The following is a 24,023-nucleotide window of genomic DNA, read 5'->3' as shown; positions in this document are numbered from 1 at the left end:
CCCCGCGCGGAGGCGCACGGGGCCGCCGTCAGGTCTGCTTCGACGCCAGTTCGATCACCGTGATGTCCGACGGCGCGCCGATCCGGGTCGGCGGACCCCAGGCGCCGGCGCCGCGGCTGACGTACAGCTGGGTGTCGCCGTACCGGTCCAGGCCCGCGAGGGTCGGGTTGGCGGCGGCGGCGAGGTAGCTGGCGGGCCAGAGCTGGCCGCCGTGGGTGTGGCCGGAGAGCTGGAGGTCGACGCCGTGGTCGACGGCCTCGTGGACCATCACCGGCTGGTGGGCGAGGAGCACGCACGCGCGGGCCCGGTCCCGGTCGCCGAGCGCCCGCGCGTAGTCGGGGCCCTGGCCGTAGTTCTCACCGGCCAGGTCGTTCACCCCGGCGAGGTCGAAGTACGGGAGTTCCGTGCGGGCGTTCTCCAGGGGGAGCAGACCGAGCCGTCGTACCTCCGCGACCCACTCCTCGGCGCCGGAGAAGTACTCGTGGTTCCCGGTGACGAAGAAGGAGCCGTGCCGCGCCGTCAGCTGCGCCAGGGGGGCCGCGGCCGGGCCGAGTTCCTTCACGTTGCCGTCCACCAGATCGCCGACGACGGCGATCAGGTCGGGCTGGGTCGAGTTGATCGTGTCGACGACCTTCTGCGCGAAGCCCCGGCCGAGAACGGGTCCCAGGTGGATGTCGCTGACCACCGCGATCCGGTAACCGTGCGCCGCGCGGGGCAGCTTGGCGAGCGGCACGGTGATCCGCTTCACCCGCGGTCCGCGCACCACGCCGTGCGTGCCGTACCCGACCGTCCCGACGGCCGCCGCGGCGGCGGCCCCGGCGACCACCCGGGAGACGAAGAGACGACGGGAGGGACCGGCGGGGCTCGAAGAAAGAGCAGGAAGGGAAGAAGGGGAAGAAGGGGCGGGAGGGGCGGGAGGGGCGGCGTCGGGGCCGGGGGCAGGGGTGTCCGGGGCCGCCGGCTGCGCCGATCCCGGTGCGGCGGCCGTCGCCCCCGCGGATATCGGCGTCGGTGCCTCGTGCGCCGGTGCCTCGTGCGCCGGTGCCGTCCGCCGCGCCGCCCGGCGTTCCAGGAACAGGCGCAGTACCGGGCGTACGACCTCACCCGCGAGCACCCCCAGCAACAGGTAGAGGCACAGGGCCAGCCAGAGGTAGCCGGGCCAGGCCAGGGCCTGCTTGAGCCAGAACGGGGCACCGCTGCGCGTGGCGAAGAAGGCCGCGAAGGTCAGCGCCCAGCCTCCGGCGAACACCAGGGCTCCCCAGCGGCGCACGGCCCCCGGCCCCCGGGTCGTGTCGCGGAACAGACGGCGCCACATGTACCAGTTGCCCGTCACCAGTACGGCGAGGACCAGCAGTGCGACGAGTGCGAAGACGATGGGCACGGTGCGGTGTTCCCCAGTTTTCCGTTACGACGTGCGTGACGTCCGGCTCAGTGCGCGCAGACCACGCAACCCGATGGCTCCGACGACCGTCCCCAATACGAAGGAGACGACGGCCAGCAGCAGATGGACCCAGAAGTACGCCGTCGGCTCGCCGTCGTCGAACGCGAGCCCGCTGCCGTCCTTGACCAGGTTCTTGACGAAAGTGATCCAGATGATCCAGCTCCACACCCCGAAGGCGAGCAGGAACCAGGAGACGGGGCGGCTGAGCTTCACCAGAGCGGACCTTTCATCGCAACGCCGGGCACCCGGAGTCGGCCAGGAGGCCAGGGGTTGTCCCCCGGACGGGCACGGCATGGATCCAGTATCGCCGGACGGTGTCCGGTTCCGTTCGCGGGGTGGGGGCGGAAGGGGGACTTCCATGGTCAGGGCATGTACGTTTCCGTCCGTGCCCGCACCCAAAAACTCCATCCGGCGATCGCTGCTGGTCACTTCCGCCGTTCTGTTGTCCACCGCGCTGACCGCTCCCGTCGCCCTCGCGGCGCCGAGCCCTTCGAGCAGTCCCTCGGCCACTCCCCCGGCGACCATGTCGTCGGTGGGCGGCGCCCGGCTCGGGCAGCCGGGAACGCAGGTCAACCTCGCGAGCGGGGTGCCGGTGCTGCCGAAGGAACTGTCGGCCCGTTCCTGGATCGTCGCCGACGCCGAGTCCGGCGAGGTGCTCGCCGCGCACAACGCGCACTGGCGGCTGGCCCCGGCGAGCACCCTGAAGATGCTGTTCGCCGACACGCTGCTGCCGAAGTGGCCCGGATCCGCCGAGCACAAGGTCGCCCCCTCCGACCTCGCCGGTATCGGCCCCGGCTCCAGCATGGTCGGGATCAAGGAGGAGGAGACCTACACCGTCCACGACCTGTGGCTCGGCGTCTTCCTTCGCTCCGGCAACGACGCCGTGCGCGTGCTGGCGGCGATGAACCACGGCATCGACAACACCGTCCAGGAGATGAACGAGCACGCCGAGGAGCTCCAGGCCCTCGACACGCACGTGGTCAGCCCCGACGGCTACGACGCCGAGGGCCAGGTGTCCTCCGCGTACGACCTGACGCTGATAGCCCGTTCCGGGCTGCAGAAGAAGGCCTTCCGGGAGTACGCCTCGACGGTCCGCGCCGACTTCCCGGGCGAGACGAAGAAGAACAAGAAGGGCAAGAAGGTCCGCAAGTCCTTCGAGATCCAGAACACCAACCGGTTGCTGTCCGGCGACTACGACGTGCCCGTCTACGAGGGCATAGCGGGTGTGAAGAACGGCAACACCACCAACGCGGGTGCGACCTTCACCGGGGTCGCCGAACAGGGCGGCACCGTGCTGCTCGTCACCGTGATGAACCCGGAGAAGGGCGGGAGCAACGCGGTCTACAAGGAGACCGCGAAGCTCTTCGACTGGGGTTTCAAGGCGGCCGGCAAGGTCGATCCGGTGGGTGAGCTGGTGCCGCCGAAGAACGCGGTGCAGGCGGGCGCCCAGCCGGACGCCTCCGCCTCCCCCGGCGAGGCGGGCGGCGCCGGTGACGGCACGCCCGGCGCCGCGGGCGCCGAGCCGGTGGCGAGCGCCGCGACCGGGGGCGGCGCCGACGGCATGGGAACCGCGCTCGCCGTCGCGGGCGGGGCGCTGGTGCTGCTCGCGGGCGGAGCGTTCCTGGTCAACCGCCGTTGGCCACTGCCGGATCTGGTGCGCCGCCGCTCGCGTCCGTGAGCCCGGTCTCCTCGTTCTGCGTCGTCGCGGTCCAGGCGGCGCAGAACAGGACCAGTTTCGTGGTGAAGTTGATCCACAGCAGCAGGGCCACCGGGACGCCGAACGCGCCGTACATGCTCTTCGCGGCCACCCCCTGCATATAGCCGCTGAGCAGAAGTTTCAGCAGTTCGAACCCGACCGCGCCGATGAGCGCGGCCACCACCAGACGGCGGCGGGCGGGTTCGACGCCGGGCAGCAGGGTCAGGACGTACAGCAGGAGCAGGAAGTCGGCGCCCACGGCCACGGCGAAGGCCGCGACGTACAGCACGATCCCGCCCCAGCCGCCCTCCTCCAGCCCGATGCCCCTGCTGATCCGGCCGACCATCGCGGAGGCGACGGCGGACGCGCCCAGGGTGATCAGGACCGCGCCGCCGAGCCCGACGAGGACGCCCGCGTCCTTGGCCTTGCGCAGGGCGGGATTCTCCTCCTCGTCGGGCAGCTCCCACACCGCGCGCAGGCACTCGCGCATGGATCCGGCCCAGCTGATGCCGGTGAACAGCAGGACGGCGCCGGCGATGAGGCCCACGGTGCCGGCGTTCTGCACCAGGCCCCCGATGTCCAGCTGGTCGGAGATGCCGGGCACCTGCTGGGTGATCTTCTCCTGGAGGGTGTCCTGCTGCTCCTGGCCGAGCGTGGCGGCGCCGATCGCGGCGGCGACCGTGAGCAGCGGGAACAGCGCGACGAAGCTGGTGAACGTCATCGCGGCGGCCAGCCGCGTCCAGTGCACGCGGTCCATCCGCTCGTACGACCGCCACGCGTGCGTGCGCATCAGTCGCACCGCCCACGGGCCGACGACCGGGAGTTTCTTCAGCCAGTCCATGAACCGCCTCTGCCCCCCTCCCGCCGGGCCGGAACTCCGGTCAGTGCGCGGAGACGGAGCCGCAGTCCGCGCGCCCGGCCTGCGGCGGCACCACCAGCGAGCCGAACGGGAACTGCCGCAGCTTGCGCCACACCGCGTCGGCGCCCTGTTCGTAGAGCGCGAAGCCGGTGCAGGGCCAGTGCGCCTCGTAGTCGGCGAGTTCCTCGAAGGCGCGGTCCATCGCCGCCTCGTCGATCCCGTGCGCCACGGTGACGTGCGGGTGGTACGGGAACTGCAGCTCACGGGCGACGGGACCGGAGGCGTCGCGGACCTGCTTCTGCAGCCAGGTGCAGGACTCGGCGCCCTCCACGATCCGGACGAACACGACCGGCGACAGCGGCCGGAAGGTACCGGTGCCCGACAGCCGCATGGGGAACGGCCGAGCGGTCGCGGCGACCTCGCTCAGATGCGCCTCGACGGCCGTCAGGTCGCCCTCGTCGACCTCCGTCGGCGGCAGCAGGGTGACATGCGTGGGGATACCGTGAGCAGCGGCGTCGCCGAAGCCCGCGCGCAGCTGCTGAAGCCGGCTGCCGTGGGGCTCCGGGACCGCGATCGACACACCGATCATTACGGTCCCCACGTCGTCTCCTTCGTTGTGATGGTGATTCCGCCGAGCACCTGGTGACCGCCGAAGCGGTCGCCCTCCACCCGACTGTACGACCACGGCCCCGTCCCGGGCAGGCGCAGCCGGCGTGATGTACGGCGCTCGCCCGGTGGTACGGATCGGTGCCCGGGTCGCGTTCAGTACGGTCGGCGGCGACCCGGTCCGTTCAGTGCTTGGCGCTCAGGAAGCCCACCCGGTCGTAGGCCCGGGTGAGGGTCTCCGCGGCGACGGCACGCGCCTTCTCCGCACCCTTGGCCAGGATCGAGTCGAGCGTCTCGGGGTCGTCCAGGTACTGCTGGGTGCGCTCCCTGAAGGGAGTCACGAACTCGACCACGGCCTCGGCGAGGTCCGTCTTCAGCGCACCGTAGCCCTTGCCGGCGTACCGCTCCTCCAGTTCGGTGATACCCGCTCCGGTGAGGGTCGAGTAGATCGTCAGGAGGTTGCTGACGCCGGGCTTGTGCTCGCGGTCGAAACGGACCACCGTGTCGGTGTCCGTGACCGCGCTCCTGACCTTCTTCGCGGTGGCCTTCGGCTCGTCGAGCAGGTTGATCAGGCCCTTCTGGGTGGCCGCCGACTTGCTCATCTTGGCGGTCGGTTCCTGAAGGTCGTAGATCTTCGCCGTCTCCTTGAGGATGTACGCGCTCGGGACGGTGAAGGTGTCGCCGTAGGTCTGGTTGAAGCGGTCCGCGAGGTCGCGGGTCAGCTCCAGGTGCTGGCGCTGGTCCTCACCGACCGGGACCTGGTCGGCCTGGTAGAGCAGGATGTCGGCGACCATCAGCATCGGGTACGTGAACAGGCCGACGGTGGCACGGTCGCTGCCCTGCTTGGCGGACTTGTCCTTGAACTGGGTCATCCGGGAGGCCTCGCCGAAGCCGGTGATGCAGTTCATCAGCCAGCCGAGCTGCGCGTGCTCGGGGACGTGGCTCTGGACGAACAACGTGCAGCGGTCCGGGTCGAGGCCTGCCGCGAGGAGCTGGGCGGCGGCGACCCGGGTGTTCTCGCGCAGCTGCTTCGGGTCCTGCGGGACCGTGATCGCGTGCAGGTCGACGACCATGTAGAACGCGTCGTGGGTGTTCTGCATGTCGACCCACTGGCGGACGGCACCGAGGTAGTTGCCGAGGTGGAACGAGCCGGAGGTCGGCTGGATACCGGAGAGCACGCGCGGAGAAGCCATGCTCACCATTCTCTCAGGCCGCGGGGAGCGGTCGGGCACTGGTCAGGAACAGGGAGGTTCCATTCCGTCCACGGCGGTGCAACGGCGTGCGGGACCGGGTGTGGTGTGCCGGGGCGGGGGTCGGGGCGGGCATCGCCGGGCCCCTGCCGACACGCCGCGCGGCGGCCCGGTACGGTGCCGGACCGCCGCGTGGGGAGCCGCGTCAGGAGCTGACCGGCCGCTGAGAGCCCCGGACGAAAGGGGCGCCCGGGCGTCAGCCGAGGTCGATCTCCGGGTAGAGCGGGAAGCCGGCCACCAGGTCGGCGGCGCGGCGGGAGATCTCGTCGGCGGTCTTCGCGTCGAGGACGTGGGCGGCCTTGGACGGGGCGCCGGACTTGGTGGTGCCGGGCTCCGCGGTGGTCAGCACGCGGTCGATGAGGGCGGCGACCTCGTCCATCTCGGCGGTGCCCAGGCCGCGCGTGGTCAGTGCGGGGGTGCCGATGCGGATGCCGGAGGTGTACCAGGCGCCGTTGGGGTCGGCCGGGATGCTGTTGCGGTTGGTGACGATGCCCGACTCGAGCAGGGCGGCCTCGGCCTGGCGGCCGGTGAGGCCGTAGGAGGCGGCGACGTCGATCAGGTTGAGGTGGTTGTCGCTGCCGCCGGTGACCAGGGTGGCGCCGCGGCGCATCAGGCCGTCGGCGAGGGCGCGGGAGTTGTCCACGACACGCTGGGCGTAGTCCTGGAAGGAGGGCTGCCGGGCCTCGGCCAGGGCGACCGCCTTGGCGGCCATGACGTGCGGGAGCGGACCGCCCAGGACCATCGGGCAGCCGCGGTCGACCTGGTCCTTGAGCGAGTCGTCGCACAGGACCATGCCGCCGCGCGGGCCGCGCAGCGACTTGTGGGTGGTGGTGGTGACGATCTGGGCGTGCGGGACCGGGTCGAAGTCGCCGGTGAGGACCTTGCCGGCGACGAGACCGGCGAAGTGCGCCATGTCGACCATGAGCGTGGCGCCGACCTCGTCGGCGATCTCGCGCATGATCCGGAAGTTCACCAGCCGGGGGTAGGCGGAGTAGCCGGCCACGATGATCAGCGGCTTGAACTCGCGGGCGGAGGCGCGCAGCGCCTCGTAGTCGAGGAGGCCGGTGGCCGGGTCGGTGCCGTAGGAACGCTGGTCGAACATCTTGCCGGAGATGTTCGGGCGGAAGCCGTGGGTGAGGTGGCCGCCGGCGTCCAGGGACATGCCGAGCATGCGCTGGTTGCCGAAGGCACGGCGCAGTTCGGCCCAGTCGGCTTCGGAGAGGTCGTTGACCTGGCGGACACCGGCCTTCTCCAGGGCGGGTACCTCGACGCGCTGGGCGAGCACGGACCAGAAGGCGACCAGGTTGGCGTCGATGCCCGAGTGCGGCTGGACGTAGGCGTGGCGGGCGCCGAAGAGCTCCTTGGCGTGCTCGGCGGCCAGCGACTCGACGGTGTCGACGTTGCGGCAGCCGGCGTAGAAGCGGCGGCCGACGGTGCCCTCGGCGTACTTGTCGCTGAACCAGTTGCCCATCGCCAGGAGGGTGGCCGGGGAGGCGTAGTTCTCGGAGGCGATCAGCTTGAGCATCTCGCGCTGGTCGGCGACCTCCTGGCCGATGGCGTCGGCGACGCGCGGCTCGACGGCGCGGATCACGTCGAGGGCGGAGCGGAAGGCGGTGGAAGCGGTGGAGAGGGGCTCGGCGGACATGAGGACCTCCGGACGTGGCGTTCGGCGTTCACGGCATGGCCCAGGCGCACGGCACTCGTACCGGGCACCCAGGGGTGATCCGGGGGCCGCTCCCCGATGGTCGGTCCCATCCCAGCACGCCAGTCACGGCCCTCGGTCAGCCTACCGGGCGGCACGGAGTGCCGTGGCGAGGCGTCCGCCATGCGAGCGGGAGCATCCGCCCGGCGGCCGCCGGTTTCCCTCTGCGGGTTCGCTGTGGCCGGTCGCGCCCCCGCGACGGAGTCGCATACCGGCACCTCCTCGCGCCCCTTCGGGGCGCTAAAGGATCACGTGGGGCAGAAAGCGGGCGTACTCGTCGGTGATGAGGCCCGAGGACTCGCGGATGCCGAGGCCGGCGGACTCGTCCCCGACGGTCCAGGCACCGAGGACGACGTGGTTGCCGTCGAAGTCCGGCAGCGGGGCGAGTTGCTGGTAGCAGCAGGGCTCGTCGCGGACGACGGGGGCGCTGCCCGGCTGGTGGATCGTCACACCGGCGCCCTCGCGGCCGAGCAGCGGCTTGGCCACGTAGCCGGTGTCCGACGCCAGGTCGCGCGGGCCGTCGAGGTGGGCCGGGAGGAGGTTGGGGTGGTCCGGGTAGAGCTCCCAGAGGATCGCCAGCAGGGCCTTGTTGCTGAGCAACATCTTCCAGGCCGGCTCGATCCACAGGGTGCTGCCGGTGCCGCCGCCGTTGTCGAGGGTGTCGAGGACGTGGTCGGCGAAGCGGTCGGTGGTGAGCCACTCCCAGGGGTACAGCTTGAAGATGCTGCGGATGAACCGGAGGTTCTTGTCCACGAAGCGGCCGGAGAGCCGGTCCCAGCCGATCTCCTCCATGGAGAGCCACTCGGTGGCGAGGCCCGCCTGTTCGGCGGTCTCCTTGAGGTAGGCGACGGTCATGAGGTCCTCGCCGATCTCGTCGGCCGAGGAGTGGGCGAAGTGCAGGGGACTGCCCGGCGGGAGGAGGGCGGCCTGTTTCCTCCAGGCGTCGACGAGTCGTTCGTGCAGCGAGTTCCACTGGTCGGCGCCGGGGAAGCGCTCCTCCATCCAGAACCACTGCGGCGAGGCCGCCTCCACGAGGGAGGTGGGGGTGTCGGCGTTGTACTCCAGCAGCTTCGCGGGGCCGGTTCCGTCGTAGCGGAGGTCGAAGCGACCGTAGACGGAGGGGAGTTCGGCGCGCCGGTGCCAGGCCTCGGCGACCGCTTCGACGACCCGCGGGTCGGTGATGCCGAGGTCGGCGAAGCGGTCGGCGGTGACGATGTGCTCGGCGGCCGCGAGGCACATGCGGTGCAGCTCCTCGACGACCTCCTCCAGCGCCTCCACCTCGTCCAGGCCGAAGACGTAGTAGGCGCTCTCGTCCCAGTAGGGCACCCAGGCGTCGTCGGGGACGGGCATCCCCGCCGCTCGGGCGGGCTCGAGGGCCTGGGGAAGGGTGAGGGGGTAGATGAGCCCTTGTTCCTCGACGGTCTGCTGCCAGCCGGGGCGGGGCTCTATGGTGCGGCGTTCCACGGGCGGGTCCTTCGTTCCTTCGCTCGCCGGGGTGTGTTCAGCCGCCGCCGGTGCCGGAGGAGCCGAAGCCGTCCCGGTCGACGGCATCGCTCCGGCTGAAGGTGCCGCTGTGGGCCCGGCCGTTGCTGACATCCGCGTCGTAGTACCAGTCGGCGTCGACCCGCTTCGACCCGGTGGACCTGCCCTTGCCCACGGAACCGGAGGTCGTGCAGTTCTTGTCGGCGACGATCTTGTAGCCGTTGGGGTAGTCGTAGCTGTTCCGGTCCACGCAGCGGCGGTCCGGATCCGAACTGCACGCGGACAGGGCGGCCGCGAGGAGGCCCACGCCACCGAGCACCACCGTGCCGGACCGCAGTCGTCGCCTGGTCTCCGCCATGTTCCCCACTCCCCCTCGTACCGCGTGTACCCGCCCCCCGGGCGCCTGCTCCCCGGCTCGCGGCGGCCAGCCTAGGCGCCGCCCGCCCGAGGTGTCCGCGAGACCCCCGAGGACAACCTCACTCCCCCGTTGCTTCACGGCTTTTGCTCCCTTGTGCGCGCTTGGTGCGACGCCAAAAACCCCGGGGAAGGGCTCTGCACAGGGCGTCCGGTGCACAGCCCCGCACCCACCGGGCGCGGTGGGTGCGGGGCTGTGCGTCGTGCCCGGACCGGGCCGGTCGTCAGGGCAGCCATGCCTTCCAGGTGGACTCGTTGGCGGCCACCCACTTCCCCGCCGCTTCCTGCGGTGTCAGCTTCCGGTCGGCGATCATCAGGGAGACCTCGTTCTGGTCCTCGGTCGACCAGGTGAACTTCTTCAGGAAGTCCGCCGCGTCGCCTCCGTCCTGCGCGAAGTCCGCGTTGAGGTACTTCTGCAGCGGGGTGTGCGGGTAGGCGCAGGCGACCTTCGCCGGGTCGGCGTCGCAGTCCTCCTCGTACTCGGGCAGCTCCACCTCGGTCATCGGCACCTTCGCGGTCAGCCACTGGGGGGTGTACCAGTAGCTGAGGAAGGGCTTCTTCTCCTTGGCGAACTGCTTGATCTGGGTGATCTGCGCGGCCTCGGACCCGGCGAACACCACCTGGAAGTCCAGCTTCAGGTTCTTCACCAGCGCCTTGTCGTTGGTGAGGTAGGCCGGTGAGCCGTCCAGGAGCTGGCCCTTGCCGCCGCTCTCCGCGGTGCGGAACTGCTCGGCGTACTTGTTGAGGTTCTTCCAGTCGGTGATGTCGGGGTGCTGCTCCGCGAAGTACGTCGGCACGAACCAGCCGATGTGCCCGGTGACCCCGAGGTCACCGCCGGGAGTGATCGTCTTCTTGTCCTGGACGTACCGCTGCTCCTGCTCCGGGTGGCCCCAGTCCTCCAGGATGGCGTCGACCCGGCCCTGGCTGAGCGCGTCCCAGGCGGGCACCTCGTCGACCTGCACGGTGTCGACGCGGTAGCCGAGTTCGTGCTCCAGCAGGTACTGGGCGACGGCCACGTTGGCCTGGGCGCCCACCCAGGACTGCACGGACAGGGTGACCGTCCGTGCGCCCTCGGCGTTGGCGAACGGCGAGGCCTGCTTGGTCATGTCCGCGGCACCGCAGCCGGTGAGCAGCGCGAGCGCGAAGGCTCCGGCCACCGCGGAGGTCGTACGGCGTCGCATGTCAGGCTCCCTTCTTCACACGGCGTTCGGTGGGCTGGGTCACCCGGTCGAGCATCAGGCCGAGGCAGACGATCGCGGCACCGGCGACCAGACCGGTCGCCAGATCGCCCTGGGCGAGCCCGAAGACGACGTCGTAGCCGAGGGCGCCACCGCCGACCAGGCCGCCGATGATGACGACGGCGAGGACCAGCACCACGCCCTGGTTGACGGCGAGGAGCAGTGCCGGACGGGCCAGCGGGAGCTGGACCTGGCGCAGCTGCTGACCGCCGGTCGCGCCGAGCGAGCGGGCCGACTCCAGCGCCGCCGGGTCCACTTGGCGCAGCCCCTGGGCGGTGATGCGGATGACGGCCGGCAGCGCGTAGACGACGGCCGCGGCGACGGCGGGGGCGCGGCCGACGCCGAACAGGGCGACGACGGGGATCAGGTACACGAACTGCGGCATGGTCTGGAACACGTCCAGCACGGGCCGCAGCAGCCGCTCGACACGGTCGCTGCGGGAGGCCACGACGCCGATCGCGAAGCCGATGACGAGGGTGACGGCGACGGCCGCGAGGACCTGGGAGAGCGTGTCGAGGGACGGTTCCCACACGCCGAGCACCCCGATGGCGGCCATGGCGAGGACGGCGGTGAGCGCGGTGCGCCAGGTGCCGATCAGCCAGGCCAGGGCGGCGACCACGAACAGCACCGACCACCAGGGCAGCCACTGCAGTCCGTCCCGGACCGGGTCGAGGACCCAGGTGGTGAAGCGTGCGGCCCAGTCGGCGGTGCCGCCGCCGACGGGGACGCCCGAGTACAGGTGGTCGGTCATCCAGTCGACGGCGCCGTTGACCGGTTCGGCGAGGGCGACGACCCACCCGCCGGGCCACTCCAGCCGGTCCGTCAGGCGTCCGGCGACCGCGACGGCCGCGGCGCCGGCCGCGACGTACAGCCAGTGCGTGCGGGGCCGGGGCGCCTCGCCGAGGCCCGCCCCGGCCGCTGCGGTGACCCGGTCGAGGACGACGGCGAGCAGGACGATCGGGATGCCGGCGGCGAGGGCCGCGCCCACGTCGACCGAGGCCAGCGCCTGGTAGACGCGGTCGCCGAGACCGCCCGCGCCGATCACCGAGGCGATGACGGCCATGGACAGCGCCATCATGATCGTCTGGTTGAGGCCGAGGAGGAGTTCCTTGCGGGCCAGCGGGATGCGGGCGGTCAGCAGGCGCTGGCGGGACGTGGTGCCGAGCGACTCGACGGCCTCCAGCACCTCCTTGTCGGCACCCCGCAGACCGAGCGAGGTCAGCCGGGCCATGGGCGGCGCGGCGTAGATGACGGTGGCCAGGACGGCGGCCGGGACGCCGATGCCGAAGACCAGCACGACCGGCAGGAGGTAGGCGAAGGCGGGAAACACCTGCATGGTGTCCAGGACCGGGCGCAGGACGCGGTCCATCCACTCGGAGAGCCCGGCGGCGAGCCCGAGCAGCGCGCCGACGGCGACGGACGCGGTGACCGCGACCACCATCAGGGCCAGCGTCTGCATGGTGGGCACCCACATGCCGAGCAGTCCGCAGGCGAGGAACGCGACGGCGGTGCCGAGTGCGAGGCGGATGCCCGCGACGCGCCAGGCGACGAGCCCGGCGAGAGCGGTCACCCCCGCCCATCCGACGGCGAGGAGGGCGAGGTAGACGGCCCGTACGGTGACGACGACGACGTTGCTGACGTGGCCGAAGAAGTACAGGAAGAGGGGGTGGGAGTCCCGGTTGTCGATGATCCAGTCGCTGGCCCCGGCCAGCGGTCCGGAGACGTCCACGGTCAGCGCCTCGGGCCAGCTGCCGCCGGCCCAGCGAGCGACGGCGAACGGGACGAGGACCGCGGCGGCCACGGTGAGCAGCAGGAGCTTGCGCACGGCGAGGTGTCCGAGCAGACCGGACCGGCCGGTCCGGGGGGCGACTGCGGTGACGGTCACCATCAGACGGCCTCCTCGGGCAGCTCCGTCCCGGCGGGCTGCCCCGCTTCCGCGGACTGTCCCGTCCCGGCGGGCTGCCCCGTCCCGGCGATCACCGACAGCAGCGCGTCGGAGTCGACGACGCCCAGACAGCGGCCCTCGTCGAGGACCCGGGCCGGACCGCCCCCGCGGGCGACGGCCTCGATGGCCTCCGCCACCGTGGCGTCCGGGCGGACGGCGGGGCCGCTGTCGGCCTCCTCGGCAAAGGCGGCGGGGCGCATGGCCGTACGGACGGTGAGGACCTGTTCGCGCGGGACGTCCCGGACGAAGTCACGGACGTAGTCGTCGGCCGGCGAGCCCACGATCTCCTCGGGGGTGCCCAGCTGGACCACCCGTCCGTCGCGCATGAGGGCGATGCGGTCGCCCAGCTTCAGGGCCTCGCTCAGGTCGTGGGTGATGAAGACCATCGTGCGGCTCTCCTCGCGGTGCAGCCGGATCACCTCCTCCTGCATGTCGCGCCGGATGAGGGGGTCGAGCGCGCTGAACGGCTCGTCGAACAGCAGCACTTCGGGGTCGACGGCGAGGGCGCGGGCGAGCCCGACGCGCTGGCGCTGGCCGCCGGAGAGCTGGGCGGGTCTGCGCTGTTCCATGCCCTCCAGGCCGACCTTGGCGACGACCTCGGCGGCCTTGGCGCGTCGCTGCGCCTTGCCCATGCCCTGGATCTCCAGGCCGTAGGCCACGTTGTCGAGGACGGTGCGGTGCGGCAGCAGCCCGAAGTGCTGGAAGACCATGGCGGCGCGGTGCCGGCGCAGTTCGCGCAGCCGCGCCCTGTCCATGGCGCGGACGTCCTCGCCGTCGATGGCGATGGTGCCCGCGGTCGGCTCGATCAGCCGGGTCAGACAGCGCACCAGTGTGGACTTGCCGGAGCCGGACAGGCCCATGACGACGAAGACCTCGCCCTTGCGGACGTCGAAGCCGACGTCCCGGACGGCGGCCGTGCACCCGGTGCGGGCGCGCAGTCCGGCCGGGTCGAGCGCGGCGAGTTCGGGGTCGCCGGGCACCCGGTCGGCCTTCGGGCCGAAGACCTTCCACAGTCCGTCGACGGAGAAGACGGGTGAGTCGGCCTCCGAGCCGGCGGAAGCGGCGGGGGCGGTGGCGGTACCCATCACGCATCACTCCCGATCAGGTCGACGGCCCGCTCGCCGACCATCAGCACGCCGATCATCGGGTTCACGGCGGTCATGGTCGGGAAGACGGAGGCGTCGGCGATCCGGATGCCCTGCAGGCCGCGAATCCTCAACTCGGGGTCGACGACGGCTGTTTCGTCGTCCGCCGCACCCATCTTGCAGGTGCCCGCCGGGTGGTAGACGGTGTGGGCGACCTTACGGGCGTACTCGCTGAGCTCCTCGTCGCCCGTGATGTCCGGGCCGGGGGCCACCTCGCGCTTGAGCCAGCGGGCCAGTGGCTCGGTCCTCGCGATCTCGCGGGCGATGCGGATGCCGTCGACGAGGGTACGGCCGTCGTAGTCGCCCTCGTCGGTGAAGTAGCGGAAGTCCAGCGCGGGCTTGACCTCGGGGTCGGCGCTGGTCAGGTAGAGCCTGCCGCGGCTCTTCGGCTTGGGGATGTTCGGGGTCATGGAGACGCCGAACTCCGGCCGCTGGTAGCCCAGTCGCTCCGGATTGTCCGTGAACGGGATCTGGTAGAAGTGGAACATCAGGTCGGGGCCCGCGTGTTCGGGGTCGCGGCGCACGAACAGGCCCGCGTCGGAGTCCATCGCGGAGTTGTCCGGGATGGGGCCGTCGGTCTCCCAGACGATCACCGACTCGGGGTGGTCGAGCAGGTTCTCGCCGACACCGGGAAGGTCGTGCGCCACGGGTATGCCGAGCGCCTCCAGGTCGGCCTTCGGGCCGATGCCGGAGTGCAGCAGCAGCCGGGGCGAGTCGACCGCGCCGGCGCACAGCAGGACTTCGTTCCGGGCCCGTACGAGGATCTCCTCGCCGTCCTTGGTGCGGACGTGGACCCCCTCGGCGCGCGTGCCGTTCAGCTCCAGCCGGTACGCCCAGGTCTCCAGCATGATCGTCAGGTTGGGGCGTTCGTCCATCACCGGGTGCAGATACGCGACCGACGCCGAGGAGCGCTTGTTGTTCTCCGGGTGGTAGGCGAGGTCGAAGAAGCCGACGCCGTCGTCGAACGGCTTCTTGTTGAAGCCCTCGACCCGCGGCACGCCCAGCGCGCCCTGGGCGGCGTCGACGAAGTCACGGGCGATGGCGTTGCGGTCCTTCTCGTCGACCGGGACGATGTTGTTCTTGAGCCGGGCGTAGTACGCCTCCATCTGCACCGCGCCCCAGCCCTTGGCACCGGCCTTCTCCCACTCGTCCCAGTCGGACGGGAGCGGCTTGAAGGCGATCAGGGTGTTGTGCGAGGAGCATCCCCCGAGGACCCGGGCCCGGCTGTGCCGGATGTGCGAATTGCCGCGTGGCTGCTCGGTGGTGGGGTAGTCGTAGTCCAGTTCGCCGCCGAGCAGGCCCATCCAGCGGCGCAGGGTCAGTACGTCGTCGCGGCCGACGTCGCTGGGGCCGCCCTCGATGACCGCGACGGTGACGTCCGGGTTCTCGGTCAGCCGGGAGGCGATGACGGACCCTGCGGTACCGCCGCCGATGACAACGTAGTCGTACGTGCGTTCGTGGGTGTGATCCGGCATGGAGGTCGCTCCTACGGGGACTCTGGGACGGGACAGGGGGACAAAGGGTGCCGAGCGATGTCGGCGGGACCTCGGGCGGAGCCCTGGTCAGGGGTGTCGTTCGAGGCAGTACGTTTGAAGCAGTACGGCGTCACGCGGTGCGTGCGGACCGGGCCGCACGCACCGCGTCCACTCCGGGTGCCGCTCGGCGGTGGCGGCTCAGCCCGCGAACCAACGCACCGGCTTCGGCGCGAGGTTCTGGTAGACGTGCTTGGTCTCGCGGTACTCGGCGAGGCCGGCCGGGCCGAGTTCGCGGCCCACTCCGCTCTTGCCGAAGCCGCCCCACTCCGCCTGCGGGAGGTAGGGGTGGAAGTCGTTGATCCACACGGTGCCGTGGCGCAGCCGTCCGGCCACCCGCCGGGCGCGGCCCGCGTCGGCGGTCCAGACGGCGCCGGCCAGCCCGTACTCGGTGTCGTTGGCGAGGGCCACGGCCTCGTCCTCGGTGCGGAAGGTCTCGACGGTGAGGACCGGTCCGAACACCTCCTCGCGCACGACCCGCATCTCGCGGTGGCAGTGGTCGAGGACGGTCGGCTCGTAGAAGTAGCCGGCTTCGGGCCGGTCGGCGGACGGCTCGGGCCGCTTGCCGCCGGAGCGCAGCACCGCCCCCTCCTTCAGCGCGGAGGCGACATACGCCTCGATCCTGTCGCGCTGCTGCTCGGAGACCAGTGGTCCGCACTCGACGCCGTCCGCGGTGCCCCGGCCGAGCCTGATCTTCTCGGCGCGGCGGGCGAGTTCGGCGACGAAGCGGTCGCGGACCGACTCCTCGACGATGAGCCGGGCACCCGCCGAGCAGACCTGGCCGCTGTGGATGAAGGCCGCGTTGAGCGCCTGGTCGACGGCGGTGTCGAAGCCGTCCCTGGTGGCGCAGGCGTCGGCGAAGACCACGTTGGGGTTCTTGCCGCCGAGCTCGAGGGCGACCTTCTTCACGCCCGGCGCGGCGGCCTGGGCGACCTTGGTGCCGCTGACCAGTCCGCCGGTGAAGGAGACCAGGTCGACGTCGGGGTGCTCGGCGAGCCGGGCGCCGACGGTGTGACCGGGCCCGGTGACGATGTTGGCGACCCCGGTGGGCAGCCCCGCCTCGATCAGCAGGTCGATGAGCGCCACGGTGGTCAGCGGGGTGATCTCGCTGGGCTTGACGACGAAGGTGTTGCCGGCCGCGAGGGCGGGGGCGATCTTCCAACTGGCCTGGAGCAGCGGATAGTTCCAGGGCGTGATCATGGCGCAGACGCCGACGGGCTCGTGCACGACGACGCTGTGGACGTCGGTGGAGCCCGCGTCGACGACCCGGCCGGGGGCCTCCCCGGCGACCAGGTCGGCGAAGTAGCGGAAGGCGTCGGCGACACAGTCGATGTCGACGCGCCCCTCCTCGACGGTCTTGCCCGCGTCCCGGCTCTCCAGCAGGCCGAGCGTCTCCCTGTCCCGGACGAGGAGACCGGCGACGCGGCGCAGCAGCGCGGCCCGTTCGGCGACGGGGGTGTGCGGCCACGGGCCCTCGTCGAACGCCCGCCGGGCGGCGGCCACCGCCAGGTCGGCGTCCTTCTCGTCGCCCTCCGCGACCACGGCGAACGGCAGCGCGTCCGCGGGGTCGAGGATCTCGCGGGTGGCTCCCGAGAGGGCCGCCCGCCACTCGCCTCCCGCGTGGATCGAGGTGCGCACCTGAAGCTCTGTACTGTCCGCCATGATCGCCTGCTGCCTTCCGTTCCTGTTCAGCGCCCGTGAGTGACACAGGTGTCGTCCCACGGGACCGGGTGCACCTGCCCCGGGGGCTCGAATGCATGCGCGATCCACAGCGAAACGTGCGCTTCCTCACGAAGCATTCGAACGAAACGGAAGAAACAGCCCCATGTGTCGGGGAGCGGAGGGGCGTTCAGAGATCGAGGGTCAGACGGGGGGTCCGGGCGCGGCCCACGCAGATCATCATGGTGTCGTTGGCGGCGCGTTCCTCCTCGGAGAGCAGGCTGTCGCGGTGGTCGGGGACGCCGTCGACGACCTTGGTCTCGCAGGTGCCGCATATGCCCTCGCGACAGGAGTTGGGCAGGTCCAGCCCATTGGCCTCCAGGGCTTCCAGGACGGTGCTGCCCGGGGGGACGGTGAGGGTGCGGCCGCTGCGTCCGAGGACGAGCTCGAAGGGAGCCTCGCCCTCCCGGCCGCCGGCGTCGGTGTCGCCGTCGGCCGAGGAGGCGCCCTGCGGGCGGGCGGCGAAGCGTTCCGTGTGCAGGGTGCCGACGGGCCAGTCGGAGCAGACGCGTTCGACCGCCCCGAGCAACGGCTCCGGGCCACAGGCGTAGACCAGGGTGCCGGTCCTCGGGGAGCCGAGGAACCCGGCCAGGTCGAGCAGGCCGAAGCGGTCCTCGGGGCGGACGAGCACACGCCCCCCGTACCCGGCCAGCTCCGGGAGGAAGGCCATGCTCTGCCGGGTGCGGCCCCCGTACAGCAGCGACCAGCGGGCACCGCGGGCGGCCAGCCGCCCGATCATGGGAAGCAGCGGGGTGATGCCGATGCCCCCGGCGATGAACAGGTGCTCGGCGCAGGCGTCGACGAGGGCGAAGTTGTTGCGCGGGCCGGTGACCTCGATCAGGTCCCCCGGCCGCAGGACGCGGTGCACCGCGGCGGAGCCGCCGCGCGAGGCGGTTTCGAGGAGGACGGTCACCCGCCAGGTGCCGGGGTCGTCGGGGGATCCGTTCAGGGAGTACTGACGGGTCAGGCCTCCCGGCAGGCACAGATCCACGTGCGCGCCCGGCTCCCAGGCGGGCAGGGGGGCGCCGCCGGGCCGACGCAGGTGGACGGAAAGGACCTGTTCGGCCTCCCACACCAGGGAGGTGACGCGCAGCGTCAGCCGCTGCTCCTCGTCCCGGACACGCATCGTCGTTCACTCCTTGTCGCGGCCGGGGCCGCGGATTCGGTGGGGTCGTTCTCGGTGGGGTCGGTTCGATGGGCGCCGTCGGGCGGTGGGGTCCGCCGGGGCCGTGCGGGACTGTTCACGGCACCCAGCCGAGCGCGCCGCCGTCGTGGGTGCGCAGCCGGACGACGGCGAGAAACGCCTCGCCGCCCGCGGCGCCGGAGGCCGTACCGTCGGCCGCCCCCGTGATGCCGAGCGGAGCGACGGTGACCGCCAGCGGGTCGTCCCCCTCGAGGACCATGGCGTCCGCGTCCTCCAGCCGGTGCCGGTCCTCGACGAGGACCGGCCGGCCCGAGGCGAGCAGGACCACGATCTCCTCGGCCGCGCGCTTCAGCTCCAAGGGCACGTCGGCTCCGACGACCACCACCTCGGCGCTGATCCGCCCGGGGTCGGACATGACCTCCACGGCGGTGTCCCCGGCCAGGGACCGGACGGTCCGAACGGCCTTCGCGGGCCGGCCCTCAGGTCCTTCGCCCAGCCCGTCGGCGGGTCCGTCCACCGACCGGGGCCGACCCGCCGTGAGGAGCCGCACCTGCCAACTCCACCGCTCCCGGCGGGGGGTGTCGGGGGACGCGGCCACCTCCCGGCAGCCCTCGTGCACCGTGCGGTGGGCGTTGGAACGCAGCAGCAGCCTCATCGCCGTTCTCCTCCTTCGTGCGAGCGGACCGGACTCAGCGGACCGAGGCCAGGAACGCCTGGGTGCGGGCGTGCCGTGGATCGTTGATGATCTGCGCGGCGGGGCCGCACTCGACGACCTGGCCGGCGTCGAAGAACACGACCCGGTTGGCGACTTCGCGGGCGAAGCCCATCTCGTGCGTCACCACGACCATGGTCATTCCGGAGGTGGCCAGGTCACGCATCACGGCGAGCACGTCGCCGACGAGTTCCGGATCGAGTGCCGAGGTCGGCTCGTCGAAGAGCATCAGCTTGGGCCGCATGCACAGGGCGCGGGCGATGGCCACGCGCTGCTGCTGGCCGCCGGAGAGATGGCGGGGGTAGGCGGACGCCTTGTCGCGCAGCCCCACCCGGTCGAGCAGACCCGTCGCCCGCTCCGCCACCTCCGCCTTGGGCTCGCGCAGCACCCGCACCGGGGCCTCGACGAGGTTCTGCAGCACCGTCATGTGCGGGAAGAGGTTGAAGTGCTGGAAGACCATGCCGATCCGGGCGCGCCGGCGGCAGATCTCCTTGTCGCCGAGTTCGTGCAGCCTGGAGCCGCGCTGCTCGTAGCCGACGACCTGGCCGTCCACCCACATCCGGCCGTCGTCGATCGACTCCAGGTGGTTGACGCAGCGCAGGAAGGTGCTCTTGCCGGAGCCCGAGGGGCCGATGAGACACACCACCTCGCCCCGTTCGACCTCCAGGTCGACGCCCTTGAGCACCTCCAGACGGCCGAAGCGCTTGCGGACCTGTACGGCCCTCAGCATCGGGGCGCCGTCCGGACCCGTGCCGGTCCCGTTGTCCGGCCCGGCGGCCGTGCTCGCGGCGCCGGTCTTCGCGTATGCGGTCATGAGGTCCTCCGGGTCGCGATCGGCGCGTGCACGCGCACTGCCTCGCGCAGGCGCTGGAGCGGCGTCGGCGGCAGCACCCGGTCGCCCCGGGAGTAGCGCCGCTCGACGTAGAACTGACCGGCCGTCAGGACGGTCGTGACGACGAGGTACCAGATGCTGGCGACGATCAGCAGCGGGATCGTCTGGAAGTTGCGCGCGTACAGGATCTGAGCGGAGTAGAGCAGGTCGGGTACGGCGAGGACGCTGACCAGCGCGGTCGTCTTGAGCATGCCGATCGTCTCGTTGCCGGTCGGCGGGATGATGACGCGCATCGCCTGCGGCAGGATCACCCGGCGCAGGGTCTGCGCCCGGGTCAGTCCGAGGGCCCCGGCCGCCTCGCCCTGACCGTGGTCGACGGACTGGATGCCGGCCCGCACGATCTCGGACATGTACGCGGCCTCGTTCAGGCCGAGGCCGAGGACGGCTGCGACCATCGGGGTGATCAGCTGGTTGGCGTCCAGGGCGACCCCGGGAACACCGAAGGTCAGCGTGGGGTAGAGCGCCGCCAGGTTGTACCAGAACAGCAGTTGGACCAGGACGGGTGTGCCCCGGAAGAACGAGACGTACAGGAACGCGGCGGACCGTACGACGGGGTTCGCCGACAGCCGCATCACCGCCAGCAGCACCCCGAGGGCGATACCGACGGCCATGCAGACGGCCGTCAGTTCCAGGGTGATCAGGAGGCCGTGGCCGATCGACACGTCCCGGAGGTAGGTGTCGACGACGTCCCAGCCGAAGCGGGGGTTGGTGAAGACCGACGTGAGTCCCGCCACGCCGATCAGCAGGAGCAGTGCTGCCGACACCCAGCGGCCGGGATGCCGTTTCGGTACGACGGACAGCTTCTCGATGCCGGACGGTGGCTGCGGTCGGGATTCGGTGAGGGGTGGGGACGAGGCGGCCATGGGTCAGCTCCCGTTCTCGGGGGCCGCCTGGGCGGGGACGCCCCACTTGTCGGCCAGCTTGCCGGCCGTGCCGTCCGCCGTCAGGGACTTCATCGCCGCGTCGAGGGCGGCCTTCAGCTCGGACCCCTTGGCGAGGGCGAGTCCGGCGGGGACCGGCTTGTACTCGGGGCCGGGGGCGAGTTCGAACTGGCCGCCCGACGCCTTCGCCTGGAGGGTGAGCGGGGCGGTGTCGGCCATCGAGGCGTCGACACGGCCGCTGACCAGTGCGAGGTTGGCCCCGTCCTGGGACGGGAACATCTCCGTGCGCACCGCGGCCCTGCCCGCCTTCGTGCACGCCGCGGAGATCTCCGGCAGTTGCTCCAACCCCTGGATGCTGCCCTTCTGGGCGGCGACGGTGCGTCCGCACAACGCCATGGGTTCCATGCGCAGCTTCAGCGGGTTGCCCTTCTTCACGGCGATGGCGGAACCGAGGTCGACATAGCGCACGAAATCCACGGACTTGGCGCGCTCCGGGGTGATGGAGAAGGCCGATGCGCCGATGTCGTACTTACGGGCGGACAGGCCGGGCAGGATGCCGTCGAAGCCGGCGTTGACGTGCTCGACCTCCAGACCGAGCTTGGCGCCGAGCGCGTCGGTGATGTCGATGTCGAAGCCGATCATCGTCTTGTTGTCCGTGTCGAAGTACTCGAACGGGCGGTAGGAGGCGTCGCTGGCGACCGTGAGCACTCCCTTCTGCTTGACGGCCGCGGGGAGCAGTCCGGCCGCTGCCGGGTCGACCGCGACGGCGCTGTCGGACCGGTCTGCGGGCGCGGTGGCCCCGGTGGCGGCATCGCCGTCGGCCGGGGCGTCGGTGCCGCCGGCCGAGGCGTCGGTGCAGGCGGTGGCGGCCAGCAGGAGCAGCGTCGCGAGGGCGGCGGTACGGGATGTGTGACGCACGGTGGTGCCTTTCGGACAGGTCGGGCCGGGGACGGCCGAGGCGAACCGGAAGAGGCGGTGCGGGGGGTGGGGCTGCGACGGGTGGAGAGCGGTGCCGAGGCGCGCGGCGGCACTCGGTGGCGTTGCGGAGCGGGCGTCCCGCGGGACGTTCGGACGAGGGTCGGCACGTGGTGGCGCCGCGTGACGTACCCGAAGGGCCGGTGGCGGTGCCCTGGTGTCCGGAGAGGCAGAGGAGAAGCGGAGGGGAGTAAAGGGGAGCGGAGTAAAGGGGAGCGGAGGGGTGCGCGGGGCTCGGGGCGTGACCCGCGGGCGGGCGCCGGGCCCCCGGAGGGGTTCCGGGGCGGCCGTCGGAGGAGGGTGGCGGCCGCCGCTCGGCGCGGGACGGGGGTGCGGGCCGTCAGCCGCCGGCGACGGCAGCGGCCGGGGGGACGGTGGCGGCCGGGGGGACGGTGGCGGCGGAAGCGGGGGGCGGGGAGGATGCGTCGCCGGCCGGCCCCCCTGTCCGGGCCCGGCGTTCGTCGGCCAGCAGTTTGGCGAGGACGCGGCGGGCCTTGGCCACGCCGGCGTCCTGGCCGATGAGCACGTCGTGTTCGCCGGCCGGGCGCTCCCGCATCCCGATCTCCTGGGCCTTGAGGGCGTCGGCGTCCTCGCGCAGCACGGTGGCCAGGCCGGTCTCCAGTTCCGTGGTGGCCCACTCGTTGTCCACCGCGAAGTTCCGGCTGAACGCGTAGTAGTACCAGGTGGTGTGCCGGTCCACGGGGGTGATGCCGTTGAGCACCTTGATCAGGTGGCCCTCTTCGCGTGGGGCTCCCTGTGCGGTGATCCCGGAGTGCAGCACGTGGTAGGCGGGCACGTGGAACTCGGTGGCGTGGAAACGGTCGTAGAGCCCCGTGACACCCATGGTCTGCGCGTACAGCGGCGGGGCCTCCACCCCGGGCATGAGCCGGTCGACGGTGACCACGGCGCCGTCCACCTCCACGGTGATCCCGTGCTCGTAGATGTAATCGTCACCGACGGTCGACTGGTGCAGGAACGACTCGTGGGTCAGGTCGAGCAGGTTGTCGTGGATGAGGTCGTGGCGGCACTCGAACAGCACGGTGTGGGTCACGGTCGCCCACTCCGGGTCGGCCATCCAGTGCGTGTCGGGGACCAGGGACGCGTCCGCCAGTTCGGCGTCGCCGGTCCACACCCAGATCCATCCGTCCTTCTCCACGACGGGATAGCGGCGCACCCGGGCCCGTACGGGAATGGACGACTGCGCCGGAACGCGGGTGCAGACGCCGTCGGGACCGTAGGCGAACCCGTGGTAGCCGCACTCGACGGAATCCCCGACGGTCCGGCCCTCGGAGAGCGGATAGGCGCGGTGGGCACACCGGTCGGCGAGAGCCACGGCCTCCCCCGCCTGCGTGCGGTAGAGCACGAGTGGCTGTTCGCAGATGACGCGGCGCACCGGTTTCCTGCTCACCTCGGTGGACCACGCGGCAACGTACCAAGTGTTGAGGACGTACTCACCGGAGGTGACCCCGCCGGTTGTGACCGTGCTCATACTGCCTCCCTGGATGCGGTGGATGCACCGTATACAGTGAATGCGTAGGGCACAATGGGTCGGTTCAAGTGATTGTCTTCAGCCGGGGATCCCCGGCCCTCGGCACCGGCGGTCCGGGCACCCGCCCCGGGCCGGGCCGCGGGCGGCGAGCAGCAGGACGGAGAGCCGACGTGGAACCACTGCACAGCGACCCCAGGGACTCCCGGCCGCTGGGGGTGCGGGTCTACGAGCGCCTGCGCGACGAGATCGTCGCCGGGGTGCTGGAGGCCGACACACCGCTCATCCAGGAGCAGGTGGCCGAGACCCTGGGGGTGTCGCGCACCCCGGTCCGTGATGCCCTCAACCGGCTGGCGCACGAGGACCTGGTGACCTGGCTGCCGGGCAGCGGCTACCTCGTGAACGCCCTGCGCCCCGAGGTCATCGCCGAGGTGTACCAGGTGCGCAGCGCTCTGGAGTCCCTCGCGCTGCGACTCGCCTGCGGCAAGCACGACCAGGCCCGGCTCAGCAGGCTGGCCGCCGTGATCGAGGACATGGAAGCGAGCGACCCCGCGGACGGGGCGGCGCAGTTCGAGCTCAACCGGACCTTCCATCTGTCCCTGGTCGAACCGTGCGGCAACGCGCTGCTGCTGCGGACCCTCGCCACGCTCTGGGAACATCCGGTCAACCGGCGGATCACCCGCTCCTACGTCACGGACACGGGCAACGTGTCCCTGATGACGGAGGAGCACCGCGCCCTGCTGGAAGCAGCCCGCGCGGGTGACGAGAAGCTGCTGATCCGGCTGGCGGACCAGCACATGTACACGGGCTACGAGGAGGCCCTCCCGGAGGGCAGCGGTATCACCCTGGACCGTCCCGCGTAGCTCCGCAGCAACGCGCCCCACCGGTCGAACGACCGGTGGGG

Annotated in this window: 21 protein-coding genes and 1 riboswitch; of the genes, 2 read left to right on the top strand and 19 right to left on the bottom strand. The window is 71.6% G+C overall.

The features are described 5' to 3' along the window. Positions 1 to 28 precede the first annotated feature (28 nt). On the bottom strand, positions 29 to 1,381 hold the full coding sequence (locus ACVW19_RS20905) for a metallophosphoesterase (protein ID WP_457460837.1): 1,353 nt from the start codon (positions 1,379 to 1,381) through the stop codon (positions 29 to 31). Positions 1,382 to 1,405: 24 nt separating this feature from the next. Then, the gene (locus ACVW19_RS20900; RefSeq protein WP_363034607.1) at positions 1,406 to 1,654 is read right to left on the bottom strand and encodes an SCO4848 family membrane protein; all 249 of its coding nucleotides are present in this window, start codon (positions 1,652 to 1,654) and stop codon (positions 1,406 to 1,408) included. Positions 1,655 to 1,826: 172 nt separating this feature from the next. Here ACVW19_RS20900 and ACVW19_RS20895 point away from each other — a divergent pair, with 172 nt between their 5' ends. Next, positions 1,827 to 3,119, top strand: coding sequence for a D-alanyl-D-alanine carboxypeptidase family protein (locus ACVW19_RS20895; RefSeq protein WP_457460836.1), 1,293 nt, complete (start codon positions 1,827 to 1,829; stop codon positions 3,117 to 3,119). Here ACVW19_RS20895 and ACVW19_RS20890 read toward each other — a convergent pair. The 17 genes from ACVW19_RS20890 to ACVW19_RS20810 form a co-directional block, all read right to left on the bottom strand. Continuing rightward, entirely contained in the window at positions 3,067 to 3,978 is a 912-nt protein-coding gene (locus ACVW19_RS20890) for a YihY/virulence factor BrkB family protein (protein WP_457460835.1), read from the bottom strand. The two genes, ACVW19_RS20895 and ACVW19_RS20890, sit on opposite strands and share 53 nt — an antisense overlap. Before the next feature lie 40 nt (positions 3,979 to 4,018). After that, entirely contained in the window at positions 4,019 to 4,597 is a 579-nt protein-coding gene (locus ACVW19_RS20885; protein ID WP_457460834.1) for a 2'-5' RNA ligase family protein, read from the bottom strand. 190 nt (positions 4,598 to 4,787) lie between these two features. Then, complete coding sequence (gene trpS, locus ACVW19_RS20880) at positions 4,788 to 5,801, bottom strand: tryptophan--tRNA ligase (protein ID WP_457464700.1); 1,014 nt, start codon at positions 5,799 to 5,801, stop codon at positions 4,788 to 4,790. A 247-nt stretch (positions 5,802 to 6,048) separates the two neighbouring features. Next, positions 6,049 to 7,497 carry a glycine hydroxymethyltransferase gene (locus ACVW19_RS20875; protein WP_457460833.1) on the bottom strand — a complete coding sequence of 483 codons (1,449 nt, stop codon included), beginning with the start codon at positions 7,495 to 7,497 and terminating at the stop codon, positions 6,049 to 6,051. A gap of 31 nt (positions 7,498 to 7,528) precedes the next feature. Next, positions 7,529 to 7,634: riboswitch (ZMP/ZTP riboswitch) on the bottom strand. Positions 7,635 to 7,794: 160 nt separating this feature from the next. Next, positions 7,795 to 9,018, bottom strand: coding sequence for a glutathionylspermidine synthase family protein (locus ACVW19_RS20870; protein WP_457460832.1), 1,224 nt, complete (start codon positions 9,016 to 9,018; stop codon positions 7,795 to 7,797). Positions 9,019 to 9,055: 37 nt separating this feature from the next. Next, positions 9,056 to 9,394, bottom strand: coding sequence for a hypothetical protein (locus ACVW19_RS20865; protein WP_457460831.1), 339 nt, complete (start codon positions 9,392 to 9,394; stop codon positions 9,056 to 9,058). Between the two features lie 280 nt (positions 9,395 to 9,674). Further along, positions 9,675 to 10,631 (bottom strand): ABC transporter substrate-binding protein, encoded by a 957-nt coding sequence (locus tag ACVW19_RS20860; protein WP_457460830.1) that lies wholly within the window; start codon positions 10,629 to 10,631, stop codon positions 9,675 to 9,677. Position 10,632: 1 nt separating this feature from the next. Continuing rightward, complete coding sequence (locus ACVW19_RS20855) at positions 10,633 to 12,576, bottom strand: ABC transporter permease (protein ID WP_457460829.1); 1,944 nt, start codon at positions 12,574 to 12,576, stop codon at positions 10,633 to 10,635. Continuing rightward, positions 12,576 to 13,718, bottom strand: a complete 1,143-nt coding sequence (locus ACVW19_RS20850; RefSeq protein WP_457460828.1) for a quaternary amine ABC transporter ATP-binding protein — start codon at positions 13,716 to 13,718, stop codon at positions 12,576 to 12,578. Before ACVW19_RS20850 ends, ACVW19_RS20855 begins: the two co-directional genes overlap by 1 nt. Next, on the bottom strand, positions 13,718 to 15,253 hold the full coding sequence (locus ACVW19_RS20845) for a GMC family oxidoreductase (protein WP_457460827.1): 1,536 nt from the start codon (positions 15,251 to 15,253) through the stop codon (positions 13,718 to 13,720). The genes ACVW19_RS20850 and ACVW19_RS20845 overlap by 1 nt, the downstream gene beginning before the upstream one ends. Positions 15,254 to 15,451: 198 nt before the next feature. Further along, positions 15,452 to 16,972 carry an aldehyde dehydrogenase family protein gene (locus tag ACVW19_RS20840; protein WP_457460826.1) on the bottom strand — a complete coding sequence of 507 codons (1,521 nt, stop codon included), beginning with the start codon at positions 16,970 to 16,972 and terminating at the stop codon, positions 15,452 to 15,454. 187 nt (positions 16,973 to 17,159) lie between these two features. Then, positions 17,160 to 18,155 (bottom strand): PDR/VanB family oxidoreductase, encoded by a 996-nt coding sequence (locus ACVW19_RS20835; protein ID WP_457460825.1) that lies wholly within the window; start codon positions 18,153 to 18,155, stop codon positions 17,160 to 17,162. A gap of 115 nt (positions 18,156 to 18,270) precedes the next feature. Next, positions 18,271 to 18,828 (bottom strand): hypothetical protein, encoded by a 558-nt coding sequence (locus ACVW19_RS20830; protein ID WP_457460824.1) that lies wholly within the window; start codon positions 18,826 to 18,828, stop codon positions 18,271 to 18,273. 34 nt (positions 18,829 to 18,862) lie between these two features. Next, positions 18,863 to 19,615, bottom strand: coding sequence for an amino acid ABC transporter ATP-binding protein (locus ACVW19_RS20825; protein WP_457464699.1), 753 nt, complete (start codon positions 19,613 to 19,615; stop codon positions 18,863 to 18,865). An 80-nt stretch (positions 19,616 to 19,695) separates the two neighbouring features. After that, positions 19,696 to 20,640, bottom strand: coding sequence for an amino acid ABC transporter permease (locus ACVW19_RS20820; protein WP_457460823.1), 945 nt, complete (start codon positions 20,638 to 20,640; stop codon positions 19,696 to 19,698). A gap of 3 nt (positions 20,641 to 20,643) precedes the next feature. Beyond that, positions 20,644 to 21,576: an ABC transporter substrate-binding protein gene (locus tag ACVW19_RS20815; protein WP_457460822.1), complete on the bottom strand. Its 933-nt coding sequence runs from the start codon at positions 21,574 to 21,576 to the stop codon at positions 20,644 to 20,646. 397 nt (positions 21,577 to 21,973) lie between these two features. Then, a complete protein-coding gene (locus ACVW19_RS20810) occupies positions 21,974 to 23,122 on the bottom strand; it encodes a Rieske 2Fe-2S domain-containing protein (RefSeq protein WP_457460821.1) in 1,149 nt (382 codons plus the stop codon). Positions 23,123 to 23,292: 170 nt separating this feature from the next. On the opposite strand from ACVW19_RS20810, the gene ACVW19_RS20805 reads away from it, so the two are divergent. Further along, on the top strand, positions 23,293 to 23,982 hold the full coding sequence (locus ACVW19_RS20805; protein ID WP_457460820.1) for a GntR family transcriptional regulator: 690 nt from the start codon (positions 23,293 to 23,295) through the stop codon (positions 23,980 to 23,982). Positions 23,983 to 24,023: the final 41 nt, after the last annotated feature.

The sequence above is a fragment of the Streptomyces sp. TE5632 genome, from assembly GCF_054061295.1.
The sequence above is the reverse complement of the archived record's forward strand: the minus strand, read 5'-3'. Positions and strand labels throughout refer to the sequence as shown.